Annotated in this window: 27 protein-coding genes and 2 tRNA genes; 14 read left to right on the top strand and 15 right to left on the bottom strand. The window is 69.9% G+C overall.

The genetic code is table 11. The annotated features are described in order from the left end of the window. Nucleotides 1-129 precede the first annotated feature (129 nt). Entirely contained in the window at nucleotides 130-1,545 is a 1,416-nt protein-coding gene (locus tag F4561_RS02505) for a HAMP domain-containing sensor histidine kinase (protein WP_184574371.1), read from the top strand. Here F4561_RS02505 and F4561_RS02500 read toward each other — a convergent pair. Beyond that, nucleotides 1,530-2,510 carry a TAXI family TRAP transporter solute-binding subunit gene (locus tag F4561_RS02500; RefSeq protein ID WP_184574369.1) on the bottom strand — a complete coding sequence of 327 codons (981 nt, stop codon included), beginning with the start codon at nucleotides 2,508-2,510 and terminating at the stop codon, nucleotides 1,530-1,532. The genes F4561_RS02505 and F4561_RS02500 overlap by 16 nt on opposite strands. Nucleotides 2,511-2,707: 197 nt before the next feature. On the opposite strand from F4561_RS02500, the gene F4561_RS02495 reads away from it, so the two are divergent. From F4561_RS02495 to F4561_RS02485, 3 genes are read left to right on the top strand one after another with little or no spacing between them, the layout of a single operon-like run. Continuing rightward, nucleotides 2,708-3,709: a TAXI family TRAP transporter solute-binding subunit gene (locus tag F4561_RS02495; RefSeq protein WP_312885105.1), complete on the top strand. Its 1,002-nt coding sequence runs from the start codon at nucleotides 2,708-2,710 to the stop codon at nucleotides 3,707-3,709. Nucleotides 3,710-3,731: 22 nt separating this feature from the next. Then, on the top strand, nucleotides 3,732-4,310 hold the full coding sequence (locus F4561_RS02490; protein ID WP_184574367.1) for a DUF1850 domain-containing protein: 579 nt from the start codon (nucleotides 3,732-3,734) through the stop codon (nucleotides 4,308-4,310). Beyond that, nucleotides 4,307-6,325 carry a TRAP transporter permease gene (locus F4561_RS02485; RefSeq protein WP_246437125.1) on the top strand — a complete coding sequence of 673 codons (2,019 nt, stop codon included), beginning with the start codon at nucleotides 4,307-4,309 and terminating at the stop codon, nucleotides 6,323-6,325. The genes F4561_RS02490 and F4561_RS02485 overlap by 4 nt, the downstream gene beginning before the upstream one ends. Before the next feature lie 87 nt (nucleotides 6,326-6,412). On the opposite strand, the gene F4561_RS33560 is transcribed toward F4561_RS02485, so the two are convergent. The 8 genes from F4561_RS33560 to galU form a co-directional block, all read right to left on the bottom strand. Then, a complete protein-coding gene (locus F4561_RS33560) occupies nucleotides 6,413-7,018 on the bottom strand; it encodes a septum formation family protein (RefSeq protein ID WP_184574365.1) in 606 nt (201 codons plus the stop codon). Nucleotides 7,019-7,935: 917 nt separating this feature from the next. Then, nucleotides 7,936-8,009: transfer RNA gene (locus tag F4561_RS02475), tRNA-Ala, on the bottom strand. A 75-nt stretch (nucleotides 8,010-8,084) separates the two neighbouring features. Then, entirely contained in the window at nucleotides 8,085-8,861 is a 777-nt protein-coding gene (gene sepX, locus F4561_RS02470) for a divisome protein SepX/GlpR (protein ID WP_184574363.1), read from the bottom strand. Nucleotides 8,862-9,351: 490 nt separating this feature from the next. Next, nucleotides 9,352-10,041, bottom strand: a complete 690-nt coding sequence (locus F4561_RS02465) for a GNAT family N-acetyltransferase (RefSeq protein ID WP_184574361.1) — start codon at nucleotides 10,039-10,041, stop codon at nucleotides 9,352-9,354. 142 nt (nucleotides 10,042-10,183) lie between these two features. Then, nucleotides 10,184-10,720, bottom strand: a complete 537-nt coding sequence (locus F4561_RS02460) for a MogA/MoaB family molybdenum cofactor biosynthesis protein (protein WP_184574359.1) — start codon at nucleotides 10,718-10,720, stop codon at nucleotides 10,184-10,186. Then, the gene (moaC, locus tag F4561_RS02455) at nucleotides 10,717-11,205 is read right to left on the bottom strand and encodes a cyclic pyranopterin monophosphate synthase MoaC (RefSeq protein ID WP_184574357.1); all 489 of its coding nucleotides are present in this window, start codon (nucleotides 11,203-11,205) and stop codon (nucleotides 10,717-10,719) included. The genes F4561_RS02460 and moaC overlap by 4 nt, the downstream gene beginning before the upstream one ends. 127 nt (nucleotides 11,206-11,332) lie before the next feature. Then, entirely contained in the window at nucleotides 11,333-12,580 is a 1,248-nt protein-coding gene (gene glp, locus F4561_RS02450) for a molybdotransferase-like divisome protein Glp (protein WP_184574355.1), read from the bottom strand. Nucleotides 12,581-12,590: 10 nt separating this feature from the next. Continuing rightward, nucleotides 12,591-13,541, bottom strand: coding sequence for a UTP--glucose-1-phosphate uridylyltransferase GalU (galU, locus tag F4561_RS02445; RefSeq protein ID WP_184574353.1), 951 nt, complete (start codon nucleotides 13,539-13,541; stop codon nucleotides 12,591-12,593). A gap of 163 nt (nucleotides 13,542-13,704) precedes the next feature. Here galU and F4561_RS02440 point away from each other — a divergent pair, with 163 nt between their 5' ends. The 3 genes from F4561_RS02440 (at nucleotide 13,705) to F4561_RS02430 (ending at nucleotide 15,626) form a co-directional block, all read left to right on the top strand. After that, complete coding sequence (locus F4561_RS02440) at nucleotides 13,705-14,292, top strand: 5-formyltetrahydrofolate cyclo-ligase (protein WP_246437124.1); 588 nt, start codon at nucleotides 13,705-13,707, stop codon at nucleotides 14,290-14,292. A 182-nt stretch (nucleotides 14,293-14,474) separates the two neighbouring features. Further along, on the top strand, nucleotides 14,475-14,861 hold the full coding sequence (locus F4561_RS02435; RefSeq protein WP_184574351.1) for an FmdB family zinc ribbon protein: 387 nt from the start codon (nucleotides 14,475-14,477) through the stop codon (nucleotides 14,859-14,861). 123 nt (nucleotides 14,862-14,984) lie between these two features. Beyond that, nucleotides 14,985-15,626 (top strand): CpaB family protein, encoded by a 642-nt coding sequence (locus tag F4561_RS02430; RefSeq protein WP_184574349.1) that lies wholly within the window; start codon nucleotides 14,985-14,987, stop codon nucleotides 15,624-15,626. 39 nt (nucleotides 15,627-15,665) lie between these two features. On the opposite strand, the gene F4561_RS02425 is transcribed toward F4561_RS02430, so the two are convergent. Beyond that, a complete protein-coding gene (locus F4561_RS02425) occupies nucleotides 15,666-16,796 on the bottom strand; it encodes a D-alanyl-D-alanine carboxypeptidase family protein (protein ID WP_184574347.1) in 1,131 nt (376 codons plus the stop codon). Between the two features lie 376 nt (nucleotides 16,797-17,172). Between F4561_RS02425 and F4561_RS02420 the strand changes: the two genes are divergently transcribed. Further along, a tRNA-Arg gene (locus F4561_RS02420) sits at nucleotides 17,173-17,245 on the top strand. 46 nt (nucleotides 17,246-17,291) lie between these two features. On the opposite strand, the gene F4561_RS02415 is transcribed toward F4561_RS02420, so the two are convergent. Further along, a complete protein-coding gene (locus tag F4561_RS02415; RefSeq protein ID WP_184574345.1) occupies nucleotides 17,292-17,624 on the bottom strand; it encodes a DoxX family protein in 333 nt (110 codons plus the stop codon). A 97-nt stretch (nucleotides 17,625-17,721) separates the two neighbouring features. Here F4561_RS02415 and F4561_RS02410 point away from each other — a divergent pair, with 97 nt between their 5' ends. The 4 genes from F4561_RS02410 to F4561_RS02390 all read left to right on the top strand — a co-directional run bounded on the left by F4561_RS02410 (nucleotide 17,722) and on the right by F4561_RS02390 (nucleotide 21,750). Beyond that, entirely contained in the window at nucleotides 17,722-18,333 is a 612-nt protein-coding gene (locus tag F4561_RS02410) for a TetR/AcrR family transcriptional regulator (protein ID WP_184574343.1), read from the top strand. 269 nt (nucleotides 18,334-18,602) lie between these two features. Continuing rightward, nucleotides 18,603-19,475, top strand: coding sequence for an SAM-dependent methyltransferase (locus F4561_RS02400; RefSeq protein WP_184574341.1), 873 nt, complete (start codon nucleotides 18,603-18,605; stop codon nucleotides 19,473-19,475). A 290-nt stretch (nucleotides 19,476-19,765) separates the two neighbouring features. Next, on the top strand, nucleotides 19,766-21,310 hold the full coding sequence (locus F4561_RS02395; protein ID WP_184574339.1) for a polymorphic toxin-type HINT domain-containing protein: 1,545 nt from the start codon (nucleotides 19,766-19,768) through the stop codon (nucleotides 21,308-21,310). Continuing rightward, nucleotides 21,310-21,750: a hypothetical protein gene (locus F4561_RS02390; protein WP_184574337.1), complete on the top strand. Its 441-nt coding sequence runs from the start codon at nucleotides 21,310-21,312 to the stop codon at nucleotides 21,748-21,750. The genes F4561_RS02395 and F4561_RS02390 overlap by 1 nt, the downstream gene beginning before the upstream one ends. On the opposite strand, the gene F4561_RS33875 is transcribed toward F4561_RS02390, so the two are convergent. After that, on the bottom strand, nucleotides 21,747-21,917 hold the full coding sequence (locus F4561_RS33875) for a DUF4192 family protein (protein WP_221445335.1): 171 nt from the start codon (nucleotides 21,915-21,917) through the stop codon (nucleotides 21,747-21,749). The two genes, F4561_RS02390 and F4561_RS33875, sit on opposite strands and share 4 nt — an antisense overlap. A 91-nt stretch (nucleotides 21,918-22,008) precedes the next feature. Continuing rightward, entirely contained in the window at nucleotides 22,009-22,668 is a 660-nt protein-coding gene (locus F4561_RS02385) for an SMI1/KNR4 family protein (protein WP_184574335.1), read from the bottom strand. A 270-nt stretch (nucleotides 22,669-22,938) separates the two neighbouring features. Between F4561_RS02385 and F4561_RS02380 the strand changes: the two genes are divergently transcribed. Further along, nucleotides 22,939-24,207 carry an SMI1/KNR4 family protein gene (locus F4561_RS02380; protein ID WP_246437122.1) on the top strand — a complete coding sequence of 423 codons (1,269 nt, stop codon included), beginning with the start codon at nucleotides 22,939-22,941 and terminating at the stop codon, nucleotides 24,205-24,207. 57 nt (nucleotides 24,208-24,264) lie between these two features. Here F4561_RS02380 and F4561_RS02375 read toward each other — a convergent pair whose 3' ends face one another. Then, complete coding sequence (locus F4561_RS02375) at nucleotides 24,265-24,639, bottom strand: winged helix-turn-helix transcriptional regulator (RefSeq protein WP_184574333.1); 375 nt, start codon at nucleotides 24,637-24,639, stop codon at nucleotides 24,265-24,267. Nucleotides 24,640-24,720: 81 nt separating this feature from the next. Here F4561_RS02375 and F4561_RS02370 point away from each other — a divergent pair, with 81 nt between their 5' ends. Further along, nucleotides 24,721-25,131 carry a RidA family protein gene (locus F4561_RS02370; protein ID WP_184574331.1) on the top strand — a complete coding sequence of 137 codons (411 nt, stop codon included), beginning with the start codon at nucleotides 24,721-24,723 and terminating at the stop codon, nucleotides 25,129-25,131. Nucleotides 25,132-25,222: 91 nt separating this feature from the next. On the opposite strand, the gene F4561_RS02365 is transcribed toward F4561_RS02370, so the two are convergent. Further along, nucleotides 25,223-26,257, bottom strand: coding sequence for a PucR family transcriptional regulator (locus F4561_RS02365; protein WP_184574329.1), 1,035 nt, complete (start codon nucleotides 26,255-26,257; stop codon nucleotides 25,223-25,225). Nucleotides 26,258-26,281 lie beyond the last annotated feature (24 nt).

Here is a 26,281-nt window from a genome sequence, read left to right as displayed (position 1 = left end):
CCTTCGGGCACCTCCGGTGTGCCGCCCAATCGGCTCCGCCACCCACGGACGCCCCACCTACGGACCCTCCAGAACCCCGGCGGCGCCCGACACCACCGACCAGCTACTACGAGAAACAGGCCCTGATCCATGCGCCGGCGGCTCGCTGTCGTGTACGTCTCGCTGCTCGTGGTCGCCTGCCTCGGGTTGGCACTTCCGCTGTGCGGTGCCATCGCGGCCGGCAACACCGCCGACATGATCATGGACCGCTCGAACGACACGGTGCGGTTCGCGAGCATGGCCGGCCCCGCGCTAGAGAGCGGGGAGACCGAAGCGCTCCGCTCCGAGCTGGACGCCTACGACTCCCTTTACGAGATCCGCGCCGCGGTCGTCGACCAGAACGGCGACATTGTGGTCTCGTCGCGCCCGGACTTCGCCACCGACAACCCCGAGACGGCGGAGCTGGTCCGGGCCGGCCTGGCGGGCAACCGCGCCGGCGCCGACGACGTCCGGTGGCCCTGGGACGAGCGCCCCCTCATCGTGGTCGAGCCCATCGCGCGGTCGGGCGAGGTGATCGGCGCGGTCGTCACCGTCTCCCCCACCGGCGCGCTGCGCCAGGCCACCATCGGGCAGTGGGGCATCATCAGCGGCGGAGTCCTGGTCATCCTGGCCTCCGGGATCGCAGCAGCGGGGCCGCTGACGCGCTGGGTGCTGCGTCCCGTCCGCGACCTCGACCAGGCGACGCGCTCGATCAGCGAGGGCGACCTGACAACCAGGGTCCGGGTCGAGAGCGGACCTCCTGAGCTGCGCGATCTCGGGGAGTCCTTCAACCGCATGGCCGAGACCATCACCACGCTGCTGCAACGCCAGCGCGCCTTCGTGTCCTACGCCGGACACCAGGTGCGCAACCCCTTGGCGGCGCTCCGGCTCCGGGTCGACGGCCTCGCCGCGCACCTGGACGACTCCGGCGCGGACGACCACCGGCTGGCACTGGACGAGGCCGACCGGCTGACCCGGATCTGCGACACCCTGCTGTCGCTGGCCGGTTCCGGCTCGGCCCCGCAACCACCGGTTCCGGTGGACGTCCGGGCCATCGCCGAGCTGCGGGTGGCAGCGTGGGCCCCGGTCGCCGGGCGGGCGGGGGCCACGCTGGCGTGCTGCGGCACCTCCAGCGCGGCGGCCTACTGCCCGGACGGCACCCTCGACCAGGTGCTCGACGTGCTGATCGACAACGCGCTGAAGTTCGGCGGCGCCGGCGTGCGAATCGCGGTGCACGTGCGCCCGCCCGCCGACGGCCGCGTCGTCGTGCACGTGGTCGATGACGGACCGGGCCTGACCGAGGAGCAGCTCGCCGACGCGGCGCAGCCGTTCTGGCGGTCCACCGACAGCAGCGGGGCCGACGGCCAAGGGCTGGGGCTGTCGATCGTGTCCACGCTGCTCCAGGCGCACGGCGGCGACCTGCGGCTGACCCGCGCCGACCCGCACGGCATCGACGCGCGGGTCCGCGTCCCCGCAGCGGAGGGAGCTGGCGAGCCGCACACGTCCGACGATCAGTCGTCGGCGTAGGCTTCCTTCTGCGAGCGGTAGTAGCGGGCCGCGCCCGGGTGCAGCGGTACCGAGTGCGTCGCGATGGCCACGCGCGGGTTGAGGTGCAGGGCGACCGGGTGCGCCTCGACCAGCTCCTCTCGGGCGGCGAACAGCGAGCGGGTGAACTCTTCGGCCACCTCGTCGGGCATGTCGTCGGCAACCACGAGCAGGTTCGGCACACCGATCGTGCGCACGGGCGGCACGTCCGGGTAGGTCCCAGCGGGGATCGACTGCTCGGTGAAGAAGTCGCCGTGCTCCCGCCGCAGCGGCTCGACGTAGTCGGCGAGGTCCACAAGCCGTACCGAGGCCGACTCCGCCAGCTCGGTGACGGCCTCCGTGGGAAGGCCGCCGGACCAGAACACCGCGTCCAGTCGGCCCGCTCCCAGGGCCCGCGTCGACTCCCCGATCGACTGGTTCTCGCGAGCGATGTCCTCGTGTGAGTCGAGGCCCGCCAACTCCAGGACACGGTCGGCGATCAGCTCGGTTCCCGACCCCACGTCCCCGACCCCGACCCGGTAGCCCTCCAGCCCGGAGACCTCCTTCACCGGCAGGTCGGAGCGCACGAGCAGGTGTGTCCGGTTGTCGTACACCCGCGCCAGCGCGGCGAGGGAGACGGGCTCCTCGAACGGCGGCCGCCCCTCGACCGCGAGCGCCGCGACATCGGTGAGGGCGAACCCGACATCGGCGGCGCCGCTGTCGACGAGCTGAACGTTCTCCACGCTCGCGCCAGTGGATACCGCGGTGCCGCTGTCCGGAAGCACGACGTCGGCGAGTCCGGCGCCATAGACGTGGTAGACGCCGCCGGGGCCGCCGGTGACGATCGTCAGCGGCGGCAGCGGCTCGGGAGATCGGGCCCAACCGGTCCAGAGAGCCGCTCCCAGCGCCACCGCGAGCGTGCCCGCCGCGAACGCCCACGTGCCCCGGACGATACGTGGTCGCTGCATCCCGGGACGATACTGCGCCCACCGCACCTCGGGCCAGGCCATCCGCACCTCAGGACTTCCTCAAATACCCCTTCGTCCCCCTATGGGTGGACCGTCCGTTACACCTACATTTCTCACCAGTGAAGCACCTCACAATCCCCCGTGGCCGCGGGGGCCGTACCGAACGCGCCCTGGCGGCCGAGAAGAGGAGTTCGACAGTGCTACGGAACCGAAAAGGACTGGCGGCGCTCTCCCTGCCACTCAGTCTGGGCCTCCTGGCCTCGTGCAGCCAACCCGCCGAGCAGACGGACGCTGAGAACCTGTCCATCGCCACCGGCACCACCGCGGGGGTCTTCCACCCGATCGGCGGCGCGATGGCGGAGGTCATCGACAGCGAGGTGGACGGGGCCAGCGCCACCGCGGAGACGACCGCCGCCTCCGCGGAGAACATGCGGCTCGTGAGCGACGGCACCAGCGACATCGGGATCGCCCAGGGTGACGCCGCCTACCAGGCGGTCAACGGCGAGGGCGAGTTCGAGGACGACGCGCAGGAGGCGCAGGTCCTGACCGTGCTGTACCCGAACGTGTACCACGCTGTCACCCTGCAGTCGATCCACGAGGAGCTGGAGCTGGACTGCTTCTCCGACATCGCGGGGCACCGGTTCTCCGTCGGCGCACCGGGCAGCGGCAACGAGATCGCCACTGACCTGGTATTCGACGGGTTGGACATGTCCTTCGACGACGTGGACGTGCAGCGCTACGCCTACGCCGAAACCGCGAACGCGCTGCGCGACGACCAACTCGACGCCGGCTCCTGGGTCGTCGGGGAGAGCCACGCCAGCCTGCTCGAGCTGGAGGAGACCGACCCGATCCACCTCATCCCCATGTGCGACGAGGAGCAGGACGCGGTCACCGAGTCCCACGACTTCTACACCCCGCACACCATCGAGGGCGGGACCTACTCCACTGTCGAGGACGACGTCGAGACACTGGCGCTGTGGAACGTCGTGGTGGTCAGCCCCGACTTCCCCGAGGAGCTGGCCTACGACCTGCTTGAGGCGACCTACGACAACATCGACGACATCAGCCAGGTCTACGAGCCCGGCGCCGAGTACCTCGTTCCGGAGACGATGGCCAACAGCCCGGTGGAGCTGCACCCCGCCGCGGTGAGCTACGCCGACGACAACGACATCGAGATCCCCGACGAGCTGCGTCCCTGATCCGCTGATGGAGGCGCAAGCCATGTGGGTCCGGGTTGCGCGTGCGTGGCGGTCGCGGACCCGTGCCACGCGGGTGCGCATCGTGGCGGTGGCGGCGACCGGGCTCGCCGCCACCGCTCTGCTCTGGCCGGTTTGGCCCGCTGTGTCGGTCGAGGGGGACGACGCCGAGCTCGGCGTCGTCCCCCTCGACCCGGGCGAGAGCTTCACCCTCTCCTTCGTCCACTCGCTCGACAAGCTGCCGGTCGAGGACGTCTACGAGATCCGCGACGGCCGGATCGTGCAGGAGGCCACCAGGGTCCGGGAGTTCGGCGCCGGAATGGGGCACATCCCGGGCCGGGGCGAGGGACACGCCGAGGGTGAGTGGTGGGTGGTGTCCGGTATCGACGAACCCATCGACGACTTCCGGGTGCTCGTCGGGTCGCCCGGTACGGACCACCGCCTGGTCTATCCCGGCGGGGAGGTGTCGCTCACCCGTTGCTGGGCCGGGGAGCGCGTCACCCTGCGGGCGGTACGCCAGTCCACCCTCGCGCGGGTACTCCCCGGCGCCGGCCCGCCCTCGTGTACGCAAGGCGAGCAGGAACCACCAGGAAACGAGACATGATGAGTGAGAACCGGGAATCCCCCACCCCCCAGCCCGACGCGCCCGTGCTCCCCGAGTCCACCGACAGGGACGGGCCACCCATGTGGCGAGAACTGGCAACCGCCCGCTGGGGCGGGGGCCGGGCCGGTTCCGTACTGGGGCTCGTGGTGCTCGGAATCGCGGTCGCGTTCAGCGGCTACCAGGCCTACACGGCGCTGTCCCTGAGCCTGGACAGTTACCTGCATCGGGTCATTCACCTGATGTTCGTCCTGGTCCTGGTGTTCCTGGTGCGGCCGGCGGCCAAGGGAGCCTGGGCGCGCCGGCCCCCCATGGCGGTCGTCGACCTGCTGCTGATGTGCACCGCCCTGGTGGTCAGCCTGTACCCGGTGGTGTTCTTCGGCGACATCGTCACGCGTATCGGGGCCCCGACGACGCTCGACCTGACCATGGGCGCGATCGCGATCGTGCTGCTGCTCGAGGCGTGCCGGCGCACCATCGGCCTGTTCATGTCGGTACTGGTGGCAGCGTTCATGGTGTACGCCTGGGTGGGGCCGTTGCTCCCGGACACGTTCGCGCACCGCGGCTACACCTTCCAGCGCATCGTGTACCACACCTACCTGTTCCAGGAAGGGATCTACGGGCTGCCGCTCGGCGTCGCCGCCACGTTCGTGTTCGTGTTCATCCTGTTCGGGGCGCTACTGCAGAAGACCGGGGGCGGCAACTTCTTCGTCGGCCTGGCCTACTGCTTCACCGGGCGCTACACGGGCGGTCCGGCGAAGGGCGCTGTCGTGGGCAGCGCGTTCATGGGCTCGGTCTCGGGCAGCGCGATCGCCAACACGGTCACCAGCGGCGCGTTCACCATTCCGCTGATGAAGCGCGTGGGCTATAAGCCGCACGAGGCGGGTGGTGTCGAGGCCGCCGCCTCAACGGGGGGCCAGGTACTGCCGCCGATCATGGGCGCGGGCGCGTTCATCATGGCCGAGCGGCTGGGGGTGCCCTACGTCGACATCGTCAAAGTGGCGATCATCCCTGCGTTGATGTACTTCGCCGTGGTGTTCGTGTTCGTCGACATCCTCGCGCGCAAGCGCGGGATCGGCGGGCTTCCTCCGGAGCAGCTTCCGCGGCTTCGCACCACGTTGGCCGCCGGTTACCACTTCCTGGCGCCGTTCATCCTGCTCATCACGCTGCTGTTGATGTATGTCACCCCGCTGCGGGCGGGGCTCTACGCGATCGCGCTGCTGTTCATCGTGGCCATGCTCCGTGCTGCCAGCCGGCTGGACTGGCGCGACATCGGCGAGGTCTTCGTGCTCGCGGCGCGGAACACCCTCGGCGTCTCGGTCGCCACCGCCGTCGCGGGCATCATCGTCGGGATGGTCGGGCTGACCGGGCTCGGTCTCGCCCTGTCGAGCGTCATGCTCAGCGTCGCGGGCGGCAGCCTGCTGGCGACACTGGCGATGATCGCCCTGGCGTCGCTCGTCCTGGGGCTCGGGCTCCCGGTGACGGCCGCCTACATCGTGCTGATCGTGCTGGCCGGGCCGGCGCTGGAAGATCTCGGCGTCGCGCTGATCGTGGCGCACATGATCGTCTACTGGTTCAGCCAGGACTCCAACGTCACACCACCGGTGGCGTTGGCAGCGTTCTCCGCTTCCGGTATCGCCGGCTCCGATCCGATGCGGACCGGCGTCAGCGCATGGAAATTCGCCAAGGGCCTCTACCTGATCCCGCTGCTCATGGCGTACTCGCCGCTGCTGCTGAACGGAACGCCCGCTGAGGTCGCCTGGGCAGCGGCCAGCGGGATGGTCGCGCTGGTGGCGGCCGCGGTGGCGTTGGAGGGGTTCATGCGGCGGCGCACCCTGCTGGTGGAACGGATCGGCTTCACCATCGCGGCCGTGCTGGTGTTCCACCCCGATTTCTGGACCGACGCCGCGGGTGTGGCGCTGGCCGCGGTCCTGTTCGCCGTCCAGTTCCTGGGGGAGAAGACCGCGATCGAGGCGCCGTTCGAACCGGACTCCACCGCGGTGCGCAGCCCGGCCTGAGCACCCCCGGGGCCGGGCCGGTGGGCCCGGCTCGCCGCGGAGGCTACAGCGGCGAGCCGGGCCCTGCCGTGCGTGATACCGCCAGCTCTACTCGTAGCTGTCCGCGATGGAACCGGTGAGGGCGGTACCGGGCTCGTAGGCAACACAGATCACCTCGTAGTCACCGGCCTCCCAGCCTTCCTCCAGGGGGGTGTACTCCCGAGTCTCGTAGATGGACTCGATCCACGGGACACCGATGTAGTCCTCGAACGCGGCACCGGTGCAGATGTCGCTGGCCTCCGTTCCCACGACGCTGTCGCCCGGGTACGGGCGGTCGCCATCGAGCTCCTCGACCGCGATCACCTCGGAGTCGTGCGGCTCCGCGCAGTCCACGGTGGGCATCTCCGTGACCTCATCGGACATGGAGTCGTCGTTGACGCAGTCCCCCACACTGACTCCCAAGATGTCGTCGGACTCCCCGCCCGCAGGATCTCCTCCTCCGCCGTCGCTGTCCGTCTGCTCGGAGCCGGAACCGGAGGGCGGGGGCGCCCCTCCTCTCTCCGCCGCGTCGGCCAGCCGCTGGGCGATACCGCAGGAGGAAAGAACCAGCACCGCGCTGAGCGCGACGGCCCCAGTAGCGGCGGAGCGCAGAAAGGGGCGCAACGATTCGGCAAGCAACAACCGCTCCAGGTCGACATATCGGGGAAAGCCCACAGACCCTACAGACCTCCGGCCCCGAAGGGCCCATTGCGCTCTGTCTTGTGGGCTGGCCGGGGGGTTTGATGGCCGTACTCACCCTACGGTTCCATTCGTCCCGATAAATCACTCGACGTAGCGATATACGGAGTTCTGGCTACGCACCGCCGCCAACCGACCACGAACTTGTCGTCTCGACCGGTGCCCGAGGGTGGCGCGTGTAACAGGGGCGGCGAGGACGGTATGTAGGCCGGCCCGCGAAGATCGTTTCTGGTGCCCGGTGGTGGCGCGCCCGAGGAGAGCAGCGACGACAGCGGATGGGCCGGCCTGCGGGGGTCGCCCTTGGTGCCCTGGTGCGGCCTCTAACGGGGGCGGCGAGGACGGCGGATGGTCCGGGCGTGACGTTCACCGCTGCGGTGGGTACGTGGTGCGGCCTCCGGCGGGCGGCGAGGACGGCGGGTGGCCGGGGTGGGTGCGTGTCGGTGCTGGGGATACGTGGTGCGGCGCCCAACGGGGGCGGCGAGGACGGTGGGTGGGTCGGCCTGCGGGGGTGTCTGTGGTGTCGTTCTCGGTGCTGAGCCGCGCCGAGACTGTCTGTGGGGACGTTCTCGGCGCCGAACATGTCCCCACGGTCACCTTCGGTGCGGGGCGCACCCCCACACGCGCCCGCTATGTCCGGATTGCGAGTCTTCTGGAGGTGAGCGTCGCCGAGAACGCCCGCACCACCCCCGTCGTGTGCGCAACCACCGGGCACCCGCACCGTCACCCGGGGGCTGGCCCGTCCACCACCTTCGCTGCCTCGTCGGGCGCGGCACCACCGGGCACCAGGTGCGGTTACTGGGGGCCGCCCACCCAGGCCATCCGGCATGGAAACTGCCTGGGCACGGACATACAGAGGCCGGTTCCCGGAACGGGAACCGGCCTCTGACCTCGGGTGGAGCTGAGGGGATTTGAACCCCTGACCCTCTCGATGCGAACGAGATGCGCTACCGGACTGCGCCACAGCCCCTTGAGGACGTTCCCTAGGTTAGCAGTTCGTGCCGGGTGTTCCGAACGGATTCCCGCGGGGGCAGGGGCCGTGGCATCAGTCACCCGCCGCGCGGAGCTGGGCGTCGGTGTACTGGTCGTAGACCTGGTTGCGGCGCGACATCAGCTCGATGACCTCGGCCTCGCGGGCTGCCTCGGCGGTCCGCTGGGCGTGGGCCTCGGCGCGCAGACGCTGCCGGTGGCGCGCATCGGCGACGCGGCGTTCCGCGTCGGCCTTGGCGGCCTCGCGCAGCAACGCGAGGTGGCCCAACATGAGCAGGGCCGGTGGGGCCAGCACCCACCACGGCCCGAGCCCCAGGGCCACCGCGGCCCCGGTGACCGCCAACAGCAGCACCAGGCCTGAGGTCCGGCGCCGGCGGCGCGCGATGATGCGCGCCCGGCCGACGCGCGGGCGCCTTGGCGCCGGGCCGGGCTCGGAGTGGGTGAACGCGACCGTTTCGGACTCGGCGCCGGGCCGGGCGCCGGGCCGGGCGCCGGGCCGCGGGGCCGGGTTTCCCCGTGACTCCGCGGCACCCTCAGCCGCGGTGGCGGTGGTGGCGGCGCTGTTGCGCGGAGGCCGCGTCCGTTGCGGGCCAGCATCCGTGTCGAGCGCGTCGTCGTGCTCGTCGTAGTCGTCCCCGCCGTGCTCGCTGTCCTCGCGCTCCTCATCGAGGTCATCGTCGGGTGCCGCACCGTCGTCCTCCACCGAACCGCCCTGCCTGGTCCGGCGCCCCGGGCCGGGGCCCGAGTCGGCGGCGTCGCGGCGCAGCAGCATCGGCACCAACACGATCAGCCAGACGACAACGATGGCCAGGTACAGAGGAGAGCTACTCATCACCCCTCCTCGTACCGCCGCTGACCATTGGGCACTTCGCAACGCTCCCGCGACACCGCGGTCCGGACACGGTGCCTGTCAAGGCCCATCCCGCGTACCCGTCGCCCCAAGGTCACGGCCGGACGTCTACGCCTTCCGAAGCACCGCCCGCCATCCGACGCCCCCCACGCCTCATATGCGGGTAATGCCGGCATCATCGATGCGTCTATGTTCCGCACCGTACGACGCTGTGTCCGGAATTGGGCAGTATTCGGGCCGGAGTGTCGCGAGATTGCAGTCTTTCCTCTTCTTCCTGAGCCAGCGCCTCCACGGTGTGAATGGCGGCCGGCCCAGATCAACGTCCATGCGGAAGCGCGGTGCACCAGGGGTGCACCGGAGCGGAGCTCGTTCCGGCTGCCGTTAGGCGATTATCCCGCGAACGGGGCCGTACTGGGCACGTGTTTTTCCAAGGCACTCGCCGCCCGCCGCGGCGGGCGTTTCTCCGCGGCCCTCAGGACCACCCGGGTTGCGAACCGGACGAACCGGGGGTGCCTCCGGACGCGGAAGTGCCACCGGGCGGAAGGTCGCGCCCTTCGCTGTGCGCCCGTCGCCAGCGTGCGAGCAATCCCTCGGGAAGGTCCTCAACGGTGAGGGCGTAACCGATGTGGTCGCGCCAGGCACCGTCGATATGCAGTTGGCGTTTCCGAACGCCCTCTTCGCGGAAGCCCAGCTTTTCGGCGACTCTTCTGCTCGCCTGGTTCTCCGGCCGGATATTGGCCTCGATTCGGTGCAGCCCGACGGTGAAGAAGCAGTAGTCGACCGCCATCGCGACCGCCGTCGGGGTGATTCCGCGCCCCGCGTAGGCGCTGTCGATCCAGTAGCCCACCTGGGCGGAACGAGCCGATCCCCAGACGATCGCACCCACCGTCAACTGGCCGGCGAACGCCCCTTCGTAGGTGACCGTCCACGGCATCGCGATCCCCTGCCGGGCTTCCCTGCGGACGGCCTGGATCATCGCGATGTAGGGCGCGATACTCGACGAGCTCAGGGGCATCTCGGGATGCGTCGGTTCCCAGGGACGCAGCCACTCCGCGTTGCGGACCCGCGCTGCCCGAAGGGGTCCCGCATCGCGGAGCCGCAGCGGGCGCAGGCCGACCGGCCCTTCGTTCAGGGTGACCGGCCAGCCAATTCTCCGACTCACTGCCTGTCCCTCCGACACCTCCGGGACCATCGGAGACCCGGGAGTCACAACGTATGTCGACGGGGCGCATGGTGGCGATGCCTCCCCTGTGGTCCCACTGCCCAGTATTCCACCACCCGCGGCGCACAGCCGCCGCGCCGGTTCAGATCGGCGGCGCCGAGTGGTCGCCGCCGCGCATCTGGTCAACGGCGTGGGCCAGAATCGGTCCCAGCACCTCCATGCCGTCGCGGACGCCGCCACTGGAACCGGGCAGGTTGACGACGAGCATGCGGCGGCCCGCGTTCTCGGCGACACCCACGAGCCCGCGGGACAGCACCGCCGATGGAATGCCCTTCTCCCGGCCTGCGGCGCGGAGCGCCTCGGCGATCCCCGGGATCTCGTACCGCAGTATCGGCCGGGTGACCTCGGGGGTCTCGTCGTTGGGGTTGATGCCCGTGCCCCCGTTGGTGATGGCGGCGTCGTAGCCCTCGTCCAGCGCTCGGCGCAGCGCGTCGGCGACGGGCGGACCGTCGGGCACCACCCAGGGGCCGACGGTACGGTAGCCGGCCTCGCGCAGCAGCTCCGCCAGCACCGGCCCGGAACGGTCCGGGTAGACGCCGGCAGAGGCCCGGTTGGACACGGTGATCACGGCGGCGGTGTGTCCCTGTTCACCCTCAGCGGGCGTGTGTGCCGCGCTCACCGGGACCGCCGCCAGTCGCCGCTCTTGCCGCCGGTCTTCTCCTCGACCCGCACGTCGCTGACCACCGCCTCAGGGTCGATGGCCTTGACCATGTCGACCAGGCCGAGCGCCGCCGTCATGACGCAGGTGAGCGCCTCCATCTCCACCCCGGTGCGGTCGGCCGTGCGCACGGTCGCGCTGATCAGCACCTCGCCGTCCCCGACTTCCAGCGCCACATCGGCGCCGTGCACGGCGATGGGGTGGCACAGCGGGACGAGATCGGGAGTGCGCTTGGCCCCCTGGATACCCGCGATCCGGGCAACGGCGAGCGCGTCCCCCTTGGGGACGGCGTCCTCCCGCAGCGCGGTGATGACCTCCGGGGAGACCAGGACGCGGCCGGTTGCGGTTGCGGTGCGGGCGCTGACGTCCTTCGCCGTGACGTCGACCATGCGGGCCGCGCCGGAGGAGTCGAGATGGGTCAACCCGGTCGGGTCAGAGTCGGGCATCGTCCGTGCTTTCTTCAACGGGGCAGAAAAGGCGGGTAACGCGAGCAGTTCCGACGTTACGCGGACCACGGGCCGCTCAGCACCCCGGTGCGCGGGCAGCGCGGGCGTGCCGGCGGCACGGGCGTTCTCAGGATGCGCCGGGCAACCGCAGCACGTCCACGACACTGCCCTCGGCCAGCTCCGTGGCCGGCTCGGGGACGACCACCAGGGCGTTGGCCCCGGCCAGTGCGGACAACTGGTGCGAGCCCTGCCGTGTGGCGGGCAGCACCGTGTAGCCGCCGTCCTCGACGGTGCTGTCGTAGGCCAGCGCCGCCCGCAGGAACGACCGCTTCCCCGACGGGGAGGACGCTACGGGTGCCGACAGGCGGGCGCGCACCATGGGTGGCGGGGCGGGCGAAAGCCCGCGCATGCGGTCCAGGAGCGGGCGCACGAAAAGGTGGAACGACACGAACGAGCTGACCGGGTTGCCGGGCAGCGTCAGGATCGGTGTCGCAGGGGTGCCCTCGGCGCCGCCGAGGACGCCGAACCCCTGCGGCATGCCCGGCTGCATGGCGACCTTCTCGAAGTGGACCGTCCCCCGTTTCGAGAGGACTTCCTTGACCGCGTCGTAGGCGCCCATGCTCACCCCGCCCGTCGTCAGCACAAGATCGGCTCGGTCGAGCACGCTCTCAAGCGTGCTCGCGATCGTGTCCGGCTCGTCCCCGATGAAGCCGTACCGGTCGGCCGCGCAGCCGGCGTCCAGGACGGCGGCGGTGAGCATGAAGCTGTTGGACTCGTGGATCTGTCCGGCGCCGAGCGGTCGGCCCGGCTCCACCAGCTCCTCGCCGGTCGACAACACGACGACGCGCGGCCGGGGGTGCACCCGGACCGTGCCGCACCCGGTGGCGGCGAGCACGGCCAGCTCGGCGGCTCCGAGGCGCACGCCCGCGCGCAGCACCTCGGTGCCCGCGTCGACGTCCTCCCCCGCTCTGCGAACGGCGTTGCCGTCGCGCGCCGCGCGGGTGACGGCCACCTCCCCCGTAGCGCCGTCGGTCCACTCCACTGGAACAACGGCGGTGGCGCCGCTGGGGAGGGGCGCCCCGGTCATGATCCGAGCGCACTGCCCGGGGCCGATCTCGTGCGCGGCGGTGTCACCGGCGGGAATGTCGGCCACGACCGGCAGCCGCGCCGGGTGCTCCGGTGCCGCGCCCGCGACGTCGGAGGCCACCACCGCGTACCCGTCCATCGAAGAGTTGTCGAACGGGGGTAGCGCCGCCGGCGAGGTGGCAGGGTCCGCAAGCACCGAACCGTGCGCCCGCAGCAGGTCCGTCTCGACCGGATCGAGAGGCTTCGCGAGTTCCAAGACGTCACGGACATGCTGTTCGACGCTCTTCATCGTTGATCCCTCACCCGTTGTCGGCGGCGCGCCCCGTTCCGGGGCCGGCGTCGCGCTTCGCCACGAAGTCCCGCAGCCACGGCAGCAGCTCCGCCGCGAGGTCGGGACGCTCACAGGCGAATTCCACCACAGTGCGAAGATAATCGGCCTTGTTTCCGGTGTCGTAACGCCGCCCCCGGAACCGGACGCCGTACACCGGGCCTCCGTCATCGGGCTTACGGCGGGCCAGCTCGCGCAGCGCGTCCGTGAGCTGGATCTCTCCGCCGCGACCGGGGGGAGTCTCGCGCAGCACCGCGAAGACAGCCGGGTCGCAGATGTAGCGCCCGATGATCGCCCAGCGGCTCGGGGCCTCGTCTCGCGGCGGTTTCTCCACGAGGTCGTTGACCAGGACGACGTCCTCCTCGGCGGTCTCCTCGATGCCCGCGCATCCGTAGAGCGAGACCTGCTCCGGCTCGACCTCCATGAGCGCGACGACGCTCCCGCCGTAGGCCTCGCGCACCTCGATCATCCGCTTGAGCAGGGCCGCGTGCTCGCTGATGATGTCGTCGCCGAGGAGGACCGCGAACGGCGCATCGCCGACATGGGCGTCGGCGCACAACACGGCGTGCCCGAGTCCGCGCGGCTCTCCCTGGCGGACGTAGTGCAGCTGGGCGAGCTCGCTGGATTCGCGGACCGCGTTCAGCCGCTGGAAGTCGTCCTTCGCGCGCAGCGCCTCCTCCAGCTCGTACGCGCGGTCGAAATGGTCCTCGATGGACCGTTTACTGCGCCCCGTGACCATCAGAACGTCGTCGAGGCCCGCCGCGACCGCCTCCTCCACGACGTACTGGATCGCGGGCTTGTCCACGATGGGCAGCATCTCCTTGGGCGTGGCCTTGGTCGCGGGCAGGAACCGGGTCCCGAGGCCGGCCGCGGGCACCACCGCCTTGCTCACGCGGGGCAGTGCGCTCTGTGAAAGACTCATGACGGCACTTTAGGTCACATTCCTATCGGGACCTGTCCGGGACTTCCCAGCTGACCTGCACGTCCACGCTCCGCACCCGGTCAGCGCGGTGCGCGCCGCGAGACGTTCATTCCCGGTTTGGTTCGTCCTCACCTCGGTTCGGCCACCTGAGAGACTCTGCGGCATGGACATCGACACGGGTGCAGAGTCGAAGCAGGACATGCGTCGGAGGATCAGAGCGGCGCGGCGGGAGATGAGCGAGGAGCAGCGGGAGCAGGCCGGCTCGGTGTTCCGCGACACGCTTAGCGCGCTCCCCCAGCTCACGATGGGCGGGACCGTCGCTGTGTACTACTCCGTTGGCACCGAGCCCGACACGCATAAGCTGATCGCGACCCTGTGGAAGCAGGGGACCTACGTGCTCCTGCCGGTGTTCCTGCCCAACCGGGATCTCGACTGGGCGGCCTACGACGGCCCGGACAGCCTGGAGTCCACGGACCAGGGACTCCTGGAACCAACAGGGCGCCGCTACGGGGTGGACGCCGTGCGGCGCTGCGCCGCGGTCGTGTGCCCGGCGCTCGCGGTCGACCAGCGCGGCCTGCGGCTGGGCAAGGGGGCCGGGTGCTACGACCGGACGCTTAGCCGCATCGGGCCGAACACCCGCACCATCGCCGTGATTTACGACACAGAGCTGGTGGACGCCGTTCCCGCGGAGGCCCACGACCGTCCGGTGCACGGGGTGGTCACCCCCCAACGAGGCGTCCACTGGTTTTGAAGGGCGCGTGTCACCAGGGCAGCGGGCGGAACAGCGGAGCCGTGTCCGGCGTTACCGGCGTCGGACAGTGTCAGCGAGCATCAGCGCTGGTTGCAGCTCCTACCCCCAAAGTCGCGGACGCGTACCGCGAGCGCGTAACATTTAGCAGTCGACGGGTGAGAGTGCCAGCCGAGGAGGAGCACGTGCCTACCTATCAGTACGCCTGCACCGAGTGCAACGGCCAGTTGGAGATCGTGCAGAGCTTCAGCGAGGACTCACTGACGGTCTGTCCCGAGTGCCAGGGCCGGCTCCGCAAGGTGTACTCGGCCGTGGGGATCGTGTTCAAGGGCTCCGGCTTCTACAAGACCGACAACAACGGCTCCAAGAGCGCCTCGTCGTCCAACGGCAGCGCGGAGAGCAACAGCGAGAGCAAGGAGTCGGGCTCCGCGGACTCCGGCTCGGCCGACAGCTCCAGCTCCAGCTCCGCGGCCTCCTCCGAGTCGTCCGCCGGATCGTCGTCCGACAGCGGTTCCGGCTCCAACGGCTCGTCGAGCACTTCCTCCAGCGCCGCGACGCCCGCTTCCACCTAACCGGCGCGGACCGCAGGCGACCGGCCGCGCCAGGACCGGGCGGGCCTGTGGATGACGCCGCCACCACCCGTTTCCGGCCGCCTACCGTACGGGCATGGAGCTCACCACTCGTACGGTCGCGACATGACCCCCCGCCGGCTCATGCTCGGCAGGTTCCTCGCTCGGCACCGGCGCGGTCTCGGCACGTTCTGCGCCGTGCTGGCTCTCGCCGGCGCGGTCCTGATCGTCCGCCCGCCCCCGGAACCCACCGTGGACGTGCTCGTCGCCTCCCGCGACCTCACGGCCGTGTCTCCGGTGCGGACCGGAGACACCGCGGTGCGTTCGCTGCCCGGACACGCGGTCCCCCGCGGCGCCCTGCGCCCCGGCGCCGACCCCGCCGGCGAGAGCCTCACGGGACCGGTGCTGCGCGGTGAGGTGCTGACCACCGCACGCCTCGCCGATCCACCGGCCGAGGCGTACGGCGCCGAGCTGGTGGCTTCCCCGGTCCGGATCACCGATCCGGGGGCCGTGGCGCTCCTCGGCCCCGGCAGCAGGGTGGACATCCTCGCCGCCGGCGGCGGCCCGTTCGCCGGCGACGCCAGCGAACCCGCGGCGGGCCCCGCCACGGCCGTGGTCACCGACCGTCCGGTGATCGCCGTACCTGAAAGCGACTTCGGGACCCACGACTCCGGCGCGCTCATCCTGGTCGCCGTCCGCCCCGAGGAGGCCCGCGCCCTGGCCGGGCACGCGGCGGCCGGCCAACTGTCCGTGAGCATCACCGGCTGACCGCGCCGCGCGGTTGTTTCCGGGGCGTCCGGGGCCGGGCTACTGCTGGGCGTCCTTGTACTCCCAGTGCCAGGGCTCGAACGGACTCGACTTCGCCCAGTCGGGGTGGTGCCAGCCGTACTCCCCGCCGTTGGCCTCCAGCCAGTTGAACTGCTCCGAGCGGAAGTTCTCGACACCGCCGCACAGGTCTATCGCCAGGCCGTATCCGTGGTTACTGGTACCGGGCACGGCGGCGTTTCCGGGCGGCTGCTCGGCGTAGACGCGGTGCTGGTTGGGCAGGTCCCGGTAGGAGCTGGTGACACACATCTGGGTGCCGAAATGATCGGCATAGGCCTCGTTCAGTTTCAGGAAGTCCACTGCCGCGTCGGCCCGCAGCAGCTCGCCTCCCTCGTGCAGCTCGCACAGTGATTCCTTGGGCAGCAACCCGTTGGGGGCACCAGTGCCCGCCTCGGCCGCGCTGGGGTCGCACTCCACACCGGCCATGTAGGCGTCGATGTCCATGCCGCGGTCCTCGAGCTCCTTGGTGAGCTCGTCCGTGCTCTCCTTGGACTGGTCACGCAGGTCAGCCAGGTCGTCCTCAAGCTCGACCTTCTCCAGTTGCGTCTCCGCCTGCAGGTCCTGGGCCTCGCTGGTGAGGTCGGTCTGCTTCTCCCGCAGCTCGGCGGCCTCCTCGAGAAGGGCCTCCTTGTCGTCGGAGAGCTTGACCACGTGCGACTCGACCTGGAGGTCCTGGTCGAGTGTGCCCGATGTCATCAGCGCCAGGGTGCCGCCGTCGGGCTGCTGGTACAGCGTGCTGGCGAGCTGGGACAGTGGCTCGCGCATCTCCGTGAGCTCCAGTTCGGTCTCCTGCAGCTCGTGCAGCGTGTCCACCAGCTCGTCCTGCGCGTCCTCCAGCTTCTCCTCGCGCTTGGTGTACTCGTCGGTGGCTTCCTCCAGGTCGTCCTTTGCCTTCTCGGCCTTGTCCTTGAGGGTCTCGAGGTCCTCATCCGCGGCGGCGGGCGCGGGCATAATCACCTGCGCGCCGGGCACGGTGAAAAGCGCGGTCAGTACCATTACGACAACGGTCTGTACGAATCGCGCTCTGACCCAGGGTCGGACAGCGAGGACGGACAGGATCCCGCTCCTCGGTACGCGGGATGATCGCCGCGTCGAGTCGGGAGAGAACGGCACGAGGATCCTCCGGCAGCCTGTTTCGGTCGTTCACGTGGCCAAATCGCAACGTACCCCATGTCCACAACCGGACATACCAGGACAAAAGTCTCGGGGGTACAGTTCAGCACAACGCGAAACGCTACGCGGGGGCCTGCGACCCTCGCGCTTCACGGTCTCCTGAGAGTGAGACGTCACCACCTTGCCGGATCCACGCCACCACGGCACCTCGACACCGCCGCGCGAGAAGGCAACCCGCGTATGACGAAGGTCACGCAAAGGTCATGACAACTTCTCCGCGAGTAAGGGTACTCAACCAAAACAGCTAGCCAACCCCGCAACTCGCATTCGTTCTGACACAGAGGCCCAACCTCCGCTACCCTTGTCCCGCGAGCGAGGCCTCATAGCTCAGGGGACAGAGCACCACTCTCCTAAAGTGGGTGTCGCAGGTTCGAATCCTGCTGGGGCCGCCCGGCGAACGTAGTCAGCCTCAGGGCGTCAGCAGCAGTGCCACGTTCAGCCCGGTGAGGACGAGCAGCACAATGGGCGCTCCTGCGCTGGCGCGGTGCTGTCGGTGGGTGTAGTCGCCGGCTCGGACGTGGCCCCCACGGCGCCGATCAGCAACAGGGGGAGACCGGTCGCGGCTGCTAGCGCGATAGGTGTGAACCAGATACCGGCCACGAGCCCGAGCGCGCCGGCGATCTCCAGGGTGCCGATCAGGCGGGTCAGCGGAGCGCCGGCACCGAGTCGCCGCATGGGCACGGTCACCGCGCGGCGCAGCAGGATCTTCTGGGTGCCGGCGAGCAGGAAGACGAGCGCGACGAGCACGCTCAGTGTGGCAAGGGACACGGCACGACTCTCCGGACAGAATGTGAGAACGAACGTTCTTTCGAATCGCGGACCCTCGGCGTTGGTCAAGAGCGAATACTCGTTCTACATTGATGTCATGGTCCGTGTGTCCAAGGAACACCTCGACGCGCGCCGCCGGCAGATTCTGGACGCTGCCCGGCGCTGTTTCGTCCGCAACGGCTTCCACGCCACGTCCATGCAGGACGTGCTGGCTGAAGCGGGGCTGTCAGCAGGCGCGGTCTATCGCTACTTCAAAGGCAAGGACGAGATCATCGCGGCAATCGTCTCGGAGGCCCTCACCGAGGTCGCCGCGGCGTTCGACACCCACGACGCCGCACAGCCGCCGGAGCTGGACAGCATCGTCGATCTCGTACTACAGGCCGAACAGCCTCCGCTGGCCAGGTCGCAGGAGTCGGCCCGCCTGCTGATCCAGGTCTGGTCGGAGGCGCTGCGCTCACCCGCGCTGGGCGCGGAGCTGCGCGAGGTCATGGACACGACCCGACAGGTGGTCGGCGGCCTCGTTGCCCAGCACCAGAAGCGCGGGCTGCTTCGCGCCGACGTGCCGGCCGAGCAGGTGGCCAGCGTTCTGATGGCCTTGGTCGACGGATTCATGGTGCAGTGGGCGATTGACGGCCATTCCGACGCCGCGGCGTTCCGCGACGGGCTGCGGGCCCTCATGTCAGCGCCCCCGCGAGACACCGAGCAGTAGAACGATCATTCGTTCTTGACACGGAGTCGAGGCCGTGCTGTTATTCGTAGAACGATCGTTCGTTCTAAAATTCTGCTGTGGACACAAGCTCAGACGTACTCATCGTGGACGCGGGGCCGACCGGTCTGGTGCTGGCCATCGATCTCGCGCGGCGCGGGGTCGCTGCCCCGGGTTATCGACGCCTCCCCTTCTGACCACCGGGAGAGCCGTGCGGTGTCCACCACCTCCAACGCAAGCAGCCCCTGAACAGAAAGAGACGGAGCATCCCCATGGCATCTCAACCAGATCTCCCCGAACAGCTCACCGGAGTGGGTGCGACCGCTCTTGGGGTGGCTCTCCTGCGCGCCCAGGAGAGCCGCCGCGCAGATCGGCTGTTCGACGACCCCTACGCACAGCACTTCCTCGACGCCGTCGACCCGGCCGCCTCACCCTGGGCCGCCGCATCGGCGTCGACCGAGCAGGGCTTTCTGCACCTGGTGGCCGAGCAGGTCGCCGTCCGCACCCGATTCCTCGACCAGACACTGCTGGAGGCGGCCCAGGCCGGATGCGGGCAGGTCGTGGTGCTGGCGTGCGGCGTGGACACCCGCAGCTACCGGCTCGACTGGCCCGCCGGAACCCAGATCTTCGACGTCGACTTCGCCGACGTACTGGCGTTCAGGAACGCCGTGCTCGCCCAGCGCGGTGCCGCCGTGCCGGGCAACCGTATCTCGGTCGCCACCGACCTGCGCGAGGACTGGCCACATGCGGTGACCGAAGCCGGCCTCGACCCGCGGCAGCCGACTGCCTGGCTGGCCGAAGGGCTCCTGTACGCCCTGCCTCCCGCGGCCGCGGATCTCCTCCTCGACCGCATCACCGCCACCTCCGCACCCGGCAGCATCCTGGCTCTGGACCACGCCGAGGACTCCGAGCTGCTCCGCGCGGCCCGCGGGGAGCTCTCCGCCGAGCTCGTCGACCTGTGGCAGGGCGGACCCACCGACGACCTCACCACCTGGCTCACCCGGTACGGATGGCGTCCCACCGTCCGGGACATCGCCGAGGTCGCGGCCCGTTACCAGCGCCCCACACCAGCAGCGTTCGACCCGGAACGCGACGGCACCGGCCGCGGCTGGCTGGCCACCGCCCACCTCCCACAACAGCTCTAGTGTTCCGCCCCTGAAATCCGTTGTAGATATCGGGCGGGGGAGTGGAGGATCTCCTCGGCGGTCTTGCGCCAGACGAACAGGCGGGAGTGGGTGCTCCACTACTCGATCCAGGCGCGTCCGTCCTTCTCCAGCGCGGCCGCGCTTTTGTGCACGCCGCGGCGGGTGACCTGGTACTCGGTAAGCAGGCTGGGATGGCCACCTTCGGCCCGTCGCCCACCAGGGCCTGATACGGCGGTGTATCCGGGCTAGAGTGCGATTTCGAACTTCCCCCTCTTCGAAGGACAACTCGCATGCGGTGGGTGCGGCGGGCTGAGGCCGGAGCCGGAAAGGTCGAGTACGGCACCGTGCTCCTCTTGGTGGCCGCGGTCACAGCGGCGGTCATCGGGTTCGGTCTGCCCGGTGACGTCCGCGCGCTACTCGACCGCAGCATGTGCCTCGTTCCCGGCGACCAGGAGTGCGAGGAGGCCGCGGCCGGCGACCCCGATGAGGACTCCGGCGGTGGTGACGACGAGTCCGGGGACGGAGAGGAGTCCGGCGACGAGGAAGCGTCCGAGGAGGACATCCTGGCCGCCGAGGGATACGGGTCGGAGGAGTCCTACGACCCGGAGCTCGCTGAGGACCTCGAGGAGGCCGAGAGCGACCTGGAGGAGGCCGAGGAGGAGCTGGAGGAAGCGCAGTCGGAGTTCGATGACCTCAAGGACGAACTGCTGCAGCTGCTCAAGGAACTGATCGGTCTCGAAGACGCCGAGAAGTGCATCACCGAGGGCGACATCGTGGCCTGCATCTGGACGGTGGTCGGCTTCGCCCCCTGGGGCAAGGCCGCCAAGGTCGCCAAGAAGATCCCGACCATCGCCCGGTTGATCACCAAGTGGCGCCGGCGCAGCGGCCGCCTTGACGACGCAGAGGAGGCCGCCGACAACGCCCGCGGCAGGCGCGACGACGCCCTCGAAGCCTGCGACATCAGTCCCGGCGGCCGCAACAGTTTCCCCGCCGGCACCTCCGTGCTCCTCGCGGGTGGCGGTTCGGAGGCCATAGAGGACATCGAGGTCCACGACCGGGTCCTCGCGACCGACCCCTCCACGGGGCAGACCCGCCCGCGGTCGGTGACCGACACCATCACAACGACTGGCAGCAAGACCCTGACCCGGGTGACGGTGCAGACTCCCCGGGGCGGTGCGCAGTTCACGGCGACCGACCACCACCGCTTCTGGGTTGAGAGCCACCAGGAGTGGACAGAGGCCGGTGCCCTCGCGCCCGGCGACGAGCTTCGCACGCCCGACGGCGGCACGGTAACGGTCTTCGGAAGCGGAGACTTCACCCAGCGACAGACCGTCCACAACCTCACCGTCGCTGAGACGCACTCGTACTATGTCGGTGCCGACGACGGTGGCGGTTACGTCCTCGTCCACAACCAGAACCAGAACCCGGGAGGTTGCGGCGGCGAGAAGAGCCCGGAGCGGCTGGAGCAGGAGCGGCGCAACCCGGACGGTAACCCCGAGAAACCGCAGAAGGGCAAAGAGCACGACGACTGGGCGCCGAACGAGCAGGCCGCGCTCGACCGCGCCGAGCAACGGGTCAACCTCGCCGGTGAGGAGACCATCGAGCACACCCAGAAGATCGGGCCGTGGGAAGGCTTCACGAGCGGCCGGCAGACCGCCGACGGTAAGCGCGGCTGGCGGCTCGACTTCGATCCGAACAACCCGGACAAGGGGTACCACATCAACTGGTGGGACCGTACGGACGGCAAGAAGCGCAAGGACTGGGAGTACGGGTCCATCCACGTGCAGGACGGCGACGAGGACGCCTTCATCCGCGCCCTTGAGGAGCTGAACTGATGACTGATCCCGAGTTCACCGGGTCCTCCGACGCCGCCGAGTGGTTGTCGGAGGGCCGGGCGAGAAAGACCGACACCGCGACGGCACGCGCTTTCGCCAGCTACCTCAACTCCCTGCCGTGGGCGGGAACCGTGCTCGACTGGCCGCGGATCCCGCACCGGGAGCTGGACCTTGCCGAGCACGGGGAGGACGAGGTCGCCGCCGCTCTGGCGGGCACCCGGATCGGTGCCTACAGCGAGTGTCTCTTCCTCTTCGCACCAGACGCGCCGGCGCTGGTCTTCGCCGCTGGTGACGTGTTCACCAACTTCGACGAGATCACCGGGGCGCGCCCCGGCCACGGCTACTTCTGCGGTGTACGCGGCAGCGGCACCGGGACGGTGCCCGCGTACGAGGCGTTCTTCGAGTACGACGGGGCCGACCACGTGCGCGCTGCGGTCTAGACACGAAAGCCCTCCCATTCGGGGGTGGGTTCACACTCGCGGGGCGGTAGTCCCGCCCGCAGTGCATAGCGGAGCAGCCGGGCCGTGGAGTACTCGGGATGCGCCTGGTCAACCTCATCCAGGGCGGTTTCGGCGAGCGCGCGGGCGCCGCAGCCCCACGTGGACACTGTCCGCCGCGCCGGTTCGGACGCCGCCGGTTCCTCCGCTCCGCCGGGCTTAGCCTCCGCCAGCGACCGGCGGCGCTCACGGGAAAGCCGGTCACCGCGGCGCCCAGGGCCGTGTCCGCCAGCCGGGTAGTCCCTGGTCGAGCCATTCCTCGACGGCCTGGCGCCATGGGTCCTCCGGGGCGGCGTCTCCGACGTAGTACTCCCAGGTCCACTCGGCCGACTCTTCGTCGATGAACAGGGTGTCGAGATAGTCGTGGAAGCCATCGGCCAGCACGCCGCAGCCGGTGGCGCGGGGCGTCCCCGTCCACGCGGGCAGCCCGAAGACGAAGGCCAGAATGCGGCCACCACCGCCGGGTGACAGGTCGAGGAAGAGCTGGTTGTCCCCACCATCGCAGGCGATCGGCAGCAGCGAGTCGGCAGCGATGCCCTGGGCGGAGAACGCCTCGGCGAACACGGTGCCGGGAAGGCTCCGGTACGCACCGAGCAGGGTCGCGCGTCCGTACACACCCTTGGCGTTTCGGCCGAGACGGTACAGCGTTGAGAACACCAAGATGTCGCCATCGGCCCCGGGAGGGATGCGCACCGCGTAGTTCAGGAGGCCGCCGTTGGCCACACGGAGGAACGCGAGGTAGTCGGGAGGCAGTGGCCTGCCGATCTCGTCCTCGACCGCACGCACCTCCTCGGGGTGGGCCTCGGCGAAAGGACCGAAGACGGTCCGGTCCCGGTAACGCCGTGACGTCTCTTCAGACATGGCGAGACCTTATGCCAGCCGGTGTCTGTCCCGGTGCGGCATTGCCGCGGAGACCGCAGCGGTACATGCTCGGTGTGTGCCGCGCCTTCCCAACCGCCAGGCGACGAGCACTGTGCACATCGGGCCTTTCCTGTCTCGCATGCCTCCGATGCCGCCATGCCTCGTCCAGCTGGCACCATCCAGGGTGTCGGACTCCGCCTCTGGTCTTCTCACGGCTTACGGGCGGTATCCCCGCCTGCCTCTGCCAGAACCCGTACAAAAGGGAACCCCATGGAAGAGAACCCGACCGTCTCCGCCTTCCCTACCGAGCGGGAACAGACCGGCCCGGGAGACTGGGCAGCGAACCACCCGGTGGACGGAGCGCCCGCGTCCGTCGAGCGCTGGCGGAGCTACCTGGCCGAGTTCAGCGCCGACATGCTGCGTGCAATGGACGAGGACGAACTCGACATCACCGACGAGCAGCGCGCCGCCTCCTGGCTGGGCTACGACGGTGCCACTGAGGAACAGATCACAGCCCTGGAGGAGCGACTGGGTACGCAACTGCCGCCCAGCTACCGCTCCTTCCTCGCTACCTCCAACGGGTGGGGGCCTCTGGGCAGCTTCCTGGACAGCATGCGCTCCACCGGCGCCGTCTGTTGGGTGGACGACCTCGAAGGCGAAAGCGGGCCGCTCACCGAGGCGGACCTAGTCAACGACGGGCTCGCGGGGCGAGTACTGCTGATCTCGCTTGAGGGCGACGCCCTGTACTGGTTGCTCGACGCGGGAGACATCTCCCCCGACGGCGAGTGGGCCGCCTACATTTGGGCCAGTTGGTACCCGGGACTGGGCGAACGGTTCCGGTCCTTCGCCGACCTCGTCGCCGACGAACGCGGCGCGTTCGAGGAGCTGAGCGGAGCGGAGGGAAATCCCGTACACCCCGATGGCGCTGAGGAGCTCTTGGCCGAGGGGCGCCGGTCGGCGTTGCGCGGCGAGGTGGAGGAGGCGCTGGACACCTTCCAACGTGCCGCGGACAAGGGGTCCGGCGCCGCCGCCTACCTGAGAGTGGTCCTCTCGGCCTTCCTCGACCTCCGCCGGATCTTCCATGACCTGCGCGGCGTGCTGCACCATCCCCACGTGGCCTCCGGGATCGGCATCGAGCAGCTCAGCTCCGAGGCTGTCCCACTCTTCATGCGCAGCGCCGAACACGACGGAATCGACCCGAGGGGCGAAGCGGCCCGCGTCCTGGCCGGCATCGTGCCCGGCCTGCCGACCGGGTCAGCGCTCCAGCAGGAATGGGACACCTGGCTGGCCGACCACCCCTTGCCGGAACCCCCGGCCTTCGAGCAGGCCCTCGAGACCGCTCGCGAGCTGGCGGCCCGCGGCGCCACCGATGAGGCATGGACCGTCATTGCGAGGGCCCTGCCCGAGTGGTACCCGATGTCGCCAAACCGGATCGCCCCCGTGGTGCTGCTCACCGACCCCACTCTGCGCCCGGTGATCGACCATCGCCGGGCGCGCGAGGTGGTGTTCACCCCGCGTTGCGAGCGCGCACCCATCTGACGGCCGAAGTCTCCAGCGCGCTTCCGCGGATGCCGGCGGGAGTTCGGGCGCCTCCCGTCATGTTTCCTCGTCGAAGTGCGCGCGTGCGCGCTGGACGCGGGGCATGTTGGCGGTGGTCCACCGCAGGAGTGCGTCGATGAGCTCCTGAAGTGTCGTTCCCAGCGGCGTGATGCGGTACTCGACAGCGATGGGGCGCGTGCGCACGATGACGCGCTCGACCATCCCGTTGCGCTCCAAGCGGCGCAGCGTCGCCGTCAGCGACTTCTGCGTCACGGCGGGGATCGCTCGGCGCAGTTCGTTGAAGCGTGATGTCCGCTCGCACAGTGTGTCGAGCACCTGGAGCGACCACTTGTCGAGCACTTCGTCGAGCAGTTCCCTGTGTTCCGCGGTGAGCTGGGGTGGGTCGGCTACGGAGCGGGAGGTTTCCGGCATGGTACCTGGTTTCGTTGAAGTTCCCTTTTCCTACCAAGTAGACATTGGATACCTAATGTTTGGCAAGCGAAAGGACTTCCAGTGACCGTGCAGCTGAACACCCCCGAAGGCATGTTCCAGCCCGTGCCCTACCACCATGTTTCGATCGGTACGGGTACCCGCCAGGTACACGTGGCCGGCCAGATCGCGCGCGACGCCGAGGCGAACCACATCGCGACGGGCGACCTCACCGGCCAGGTCGCGCAGGCCCTGCGCAACACCGCGCGCGGGCTGGCCGGCGCCGGAGCGGGCTTCTCCGATGTCGTGCGCCTCAGGTTCTTCGCCGTGCGGTGGAGCCCGGAGAAGATGGAGGACTTTATGGCGGGCATCGAACGTGTCGTCGACGAGCTCGGGATTCCGCAACCGCTGCCGCCGCTGTCTCTCATCGGCATCGACTACCTGTTCGAGCCCGACGTACTTGTCGAGGTCGAAGCGATCGCTGTCCTGGACTGACTGAGGCGCGCCACGGCTCCGCGTTGCGGCGAACGCGGGGCCGTAACGGACCGGCCGCCCGGGCGAACCGAACGGCCGCCCTCGCGACGTATCAGTCGTTGAGCAGCCGCCACGTGGTCAGGGCGAGCCTGGCCCGGGTCAGGCCGGTGGGGTCGGTGAGGTCCAGGCCCAGTGACTTTCCGATCTGTTCGAGCCTGCGAGCGACGCTGCTGTGGTGCAGGTGGAGGAGTTCGGCGGCCCGGCGGACCGAGCCCGCGGAGCAGTAGACGTCCAGGGTCTCCAGGTCCTCCGGGGCTGCTGCCATGTGCTCGATCGCGGCCACGTCGGCGTTGTCCCGCGCGGCGTCCCGGGGCACCTCGGCGAGCAGGGCGAACACGCCCAGGTCGTCGTGGTGCACGACGGGCACGCGCGGGGTGGTGAACCGGAGGGCGGTGTGCGCCTGCCGCCAGGACCGGTCGGGGCTCTCGGCGCCGCCGAGGCCCGCGCGAACACCCGCCGGAAACCCGGCCGGGTCGACGGTGGCGGCCAGGATGACGCCCACGCCCGCGACCGATGCCGCCTTCACCGGGCGGGTCGGGCAGACCCGGCAGCCGACCTGGTCGAGCGGAAGCGGCGACCGGACAGCGGCGACGCGGACCGGCACATCGGCGGCGAAACCGAGCAGGCGCAGCGCCCGGGCTCTGGCGGCCTGGTCGCTGCCGGGGCTGATCACCAGTTCGATGAGCGCGGGGTCGGCCATGGTGGTCGGGGCCGGCCCGTGCTTCTCGACGGCCGCCGCTGCGGCGATGGCGAGCCGGTCCAGCAGCATGTCGTCGAGCGCACAGGGCGGACCGGCGCGTTCCAGCCACACGGTGCCGATCTCCTCCTCGTCGAGGGTGATCGGCATGGCGGTGGAGGCGGGCATGGGCGGATCGGCGGCGTCTCTGCCGTCGGGCCCGACGCGGATCCCCCGCCTCGTGCCGTGGAGCCGGACCCCGGCCACGCACTCGGCGAGCCCCGCCGAGGCCCGGAGCAGCGCCGGAAGATCCACCCGTCGACGCATCAGCGTGTCGTAGAACGACACGACGCGCAGTGCACCCGCGGCTTCAGTATCCAGTTGCGACAATCGGACCACCAAGGCATCCATGGCCGGAGGATACGCGCGATTGTC

The sequence above is a fragment of the Lipingzhangella halophila genome (assembly GCF_014203805.1).
Classification (GTDB): Bacteria; Actinomycetota; Actinomycetes; order Streptosporangiales; family Streptosporangiaceae; genus Lipingzhangella; species Lipingzhangella halophila.
Note: the sequence above shows the minus strand (reverse complement) of the source record. Positions and strands in the feature narration are given on the sequence as shown.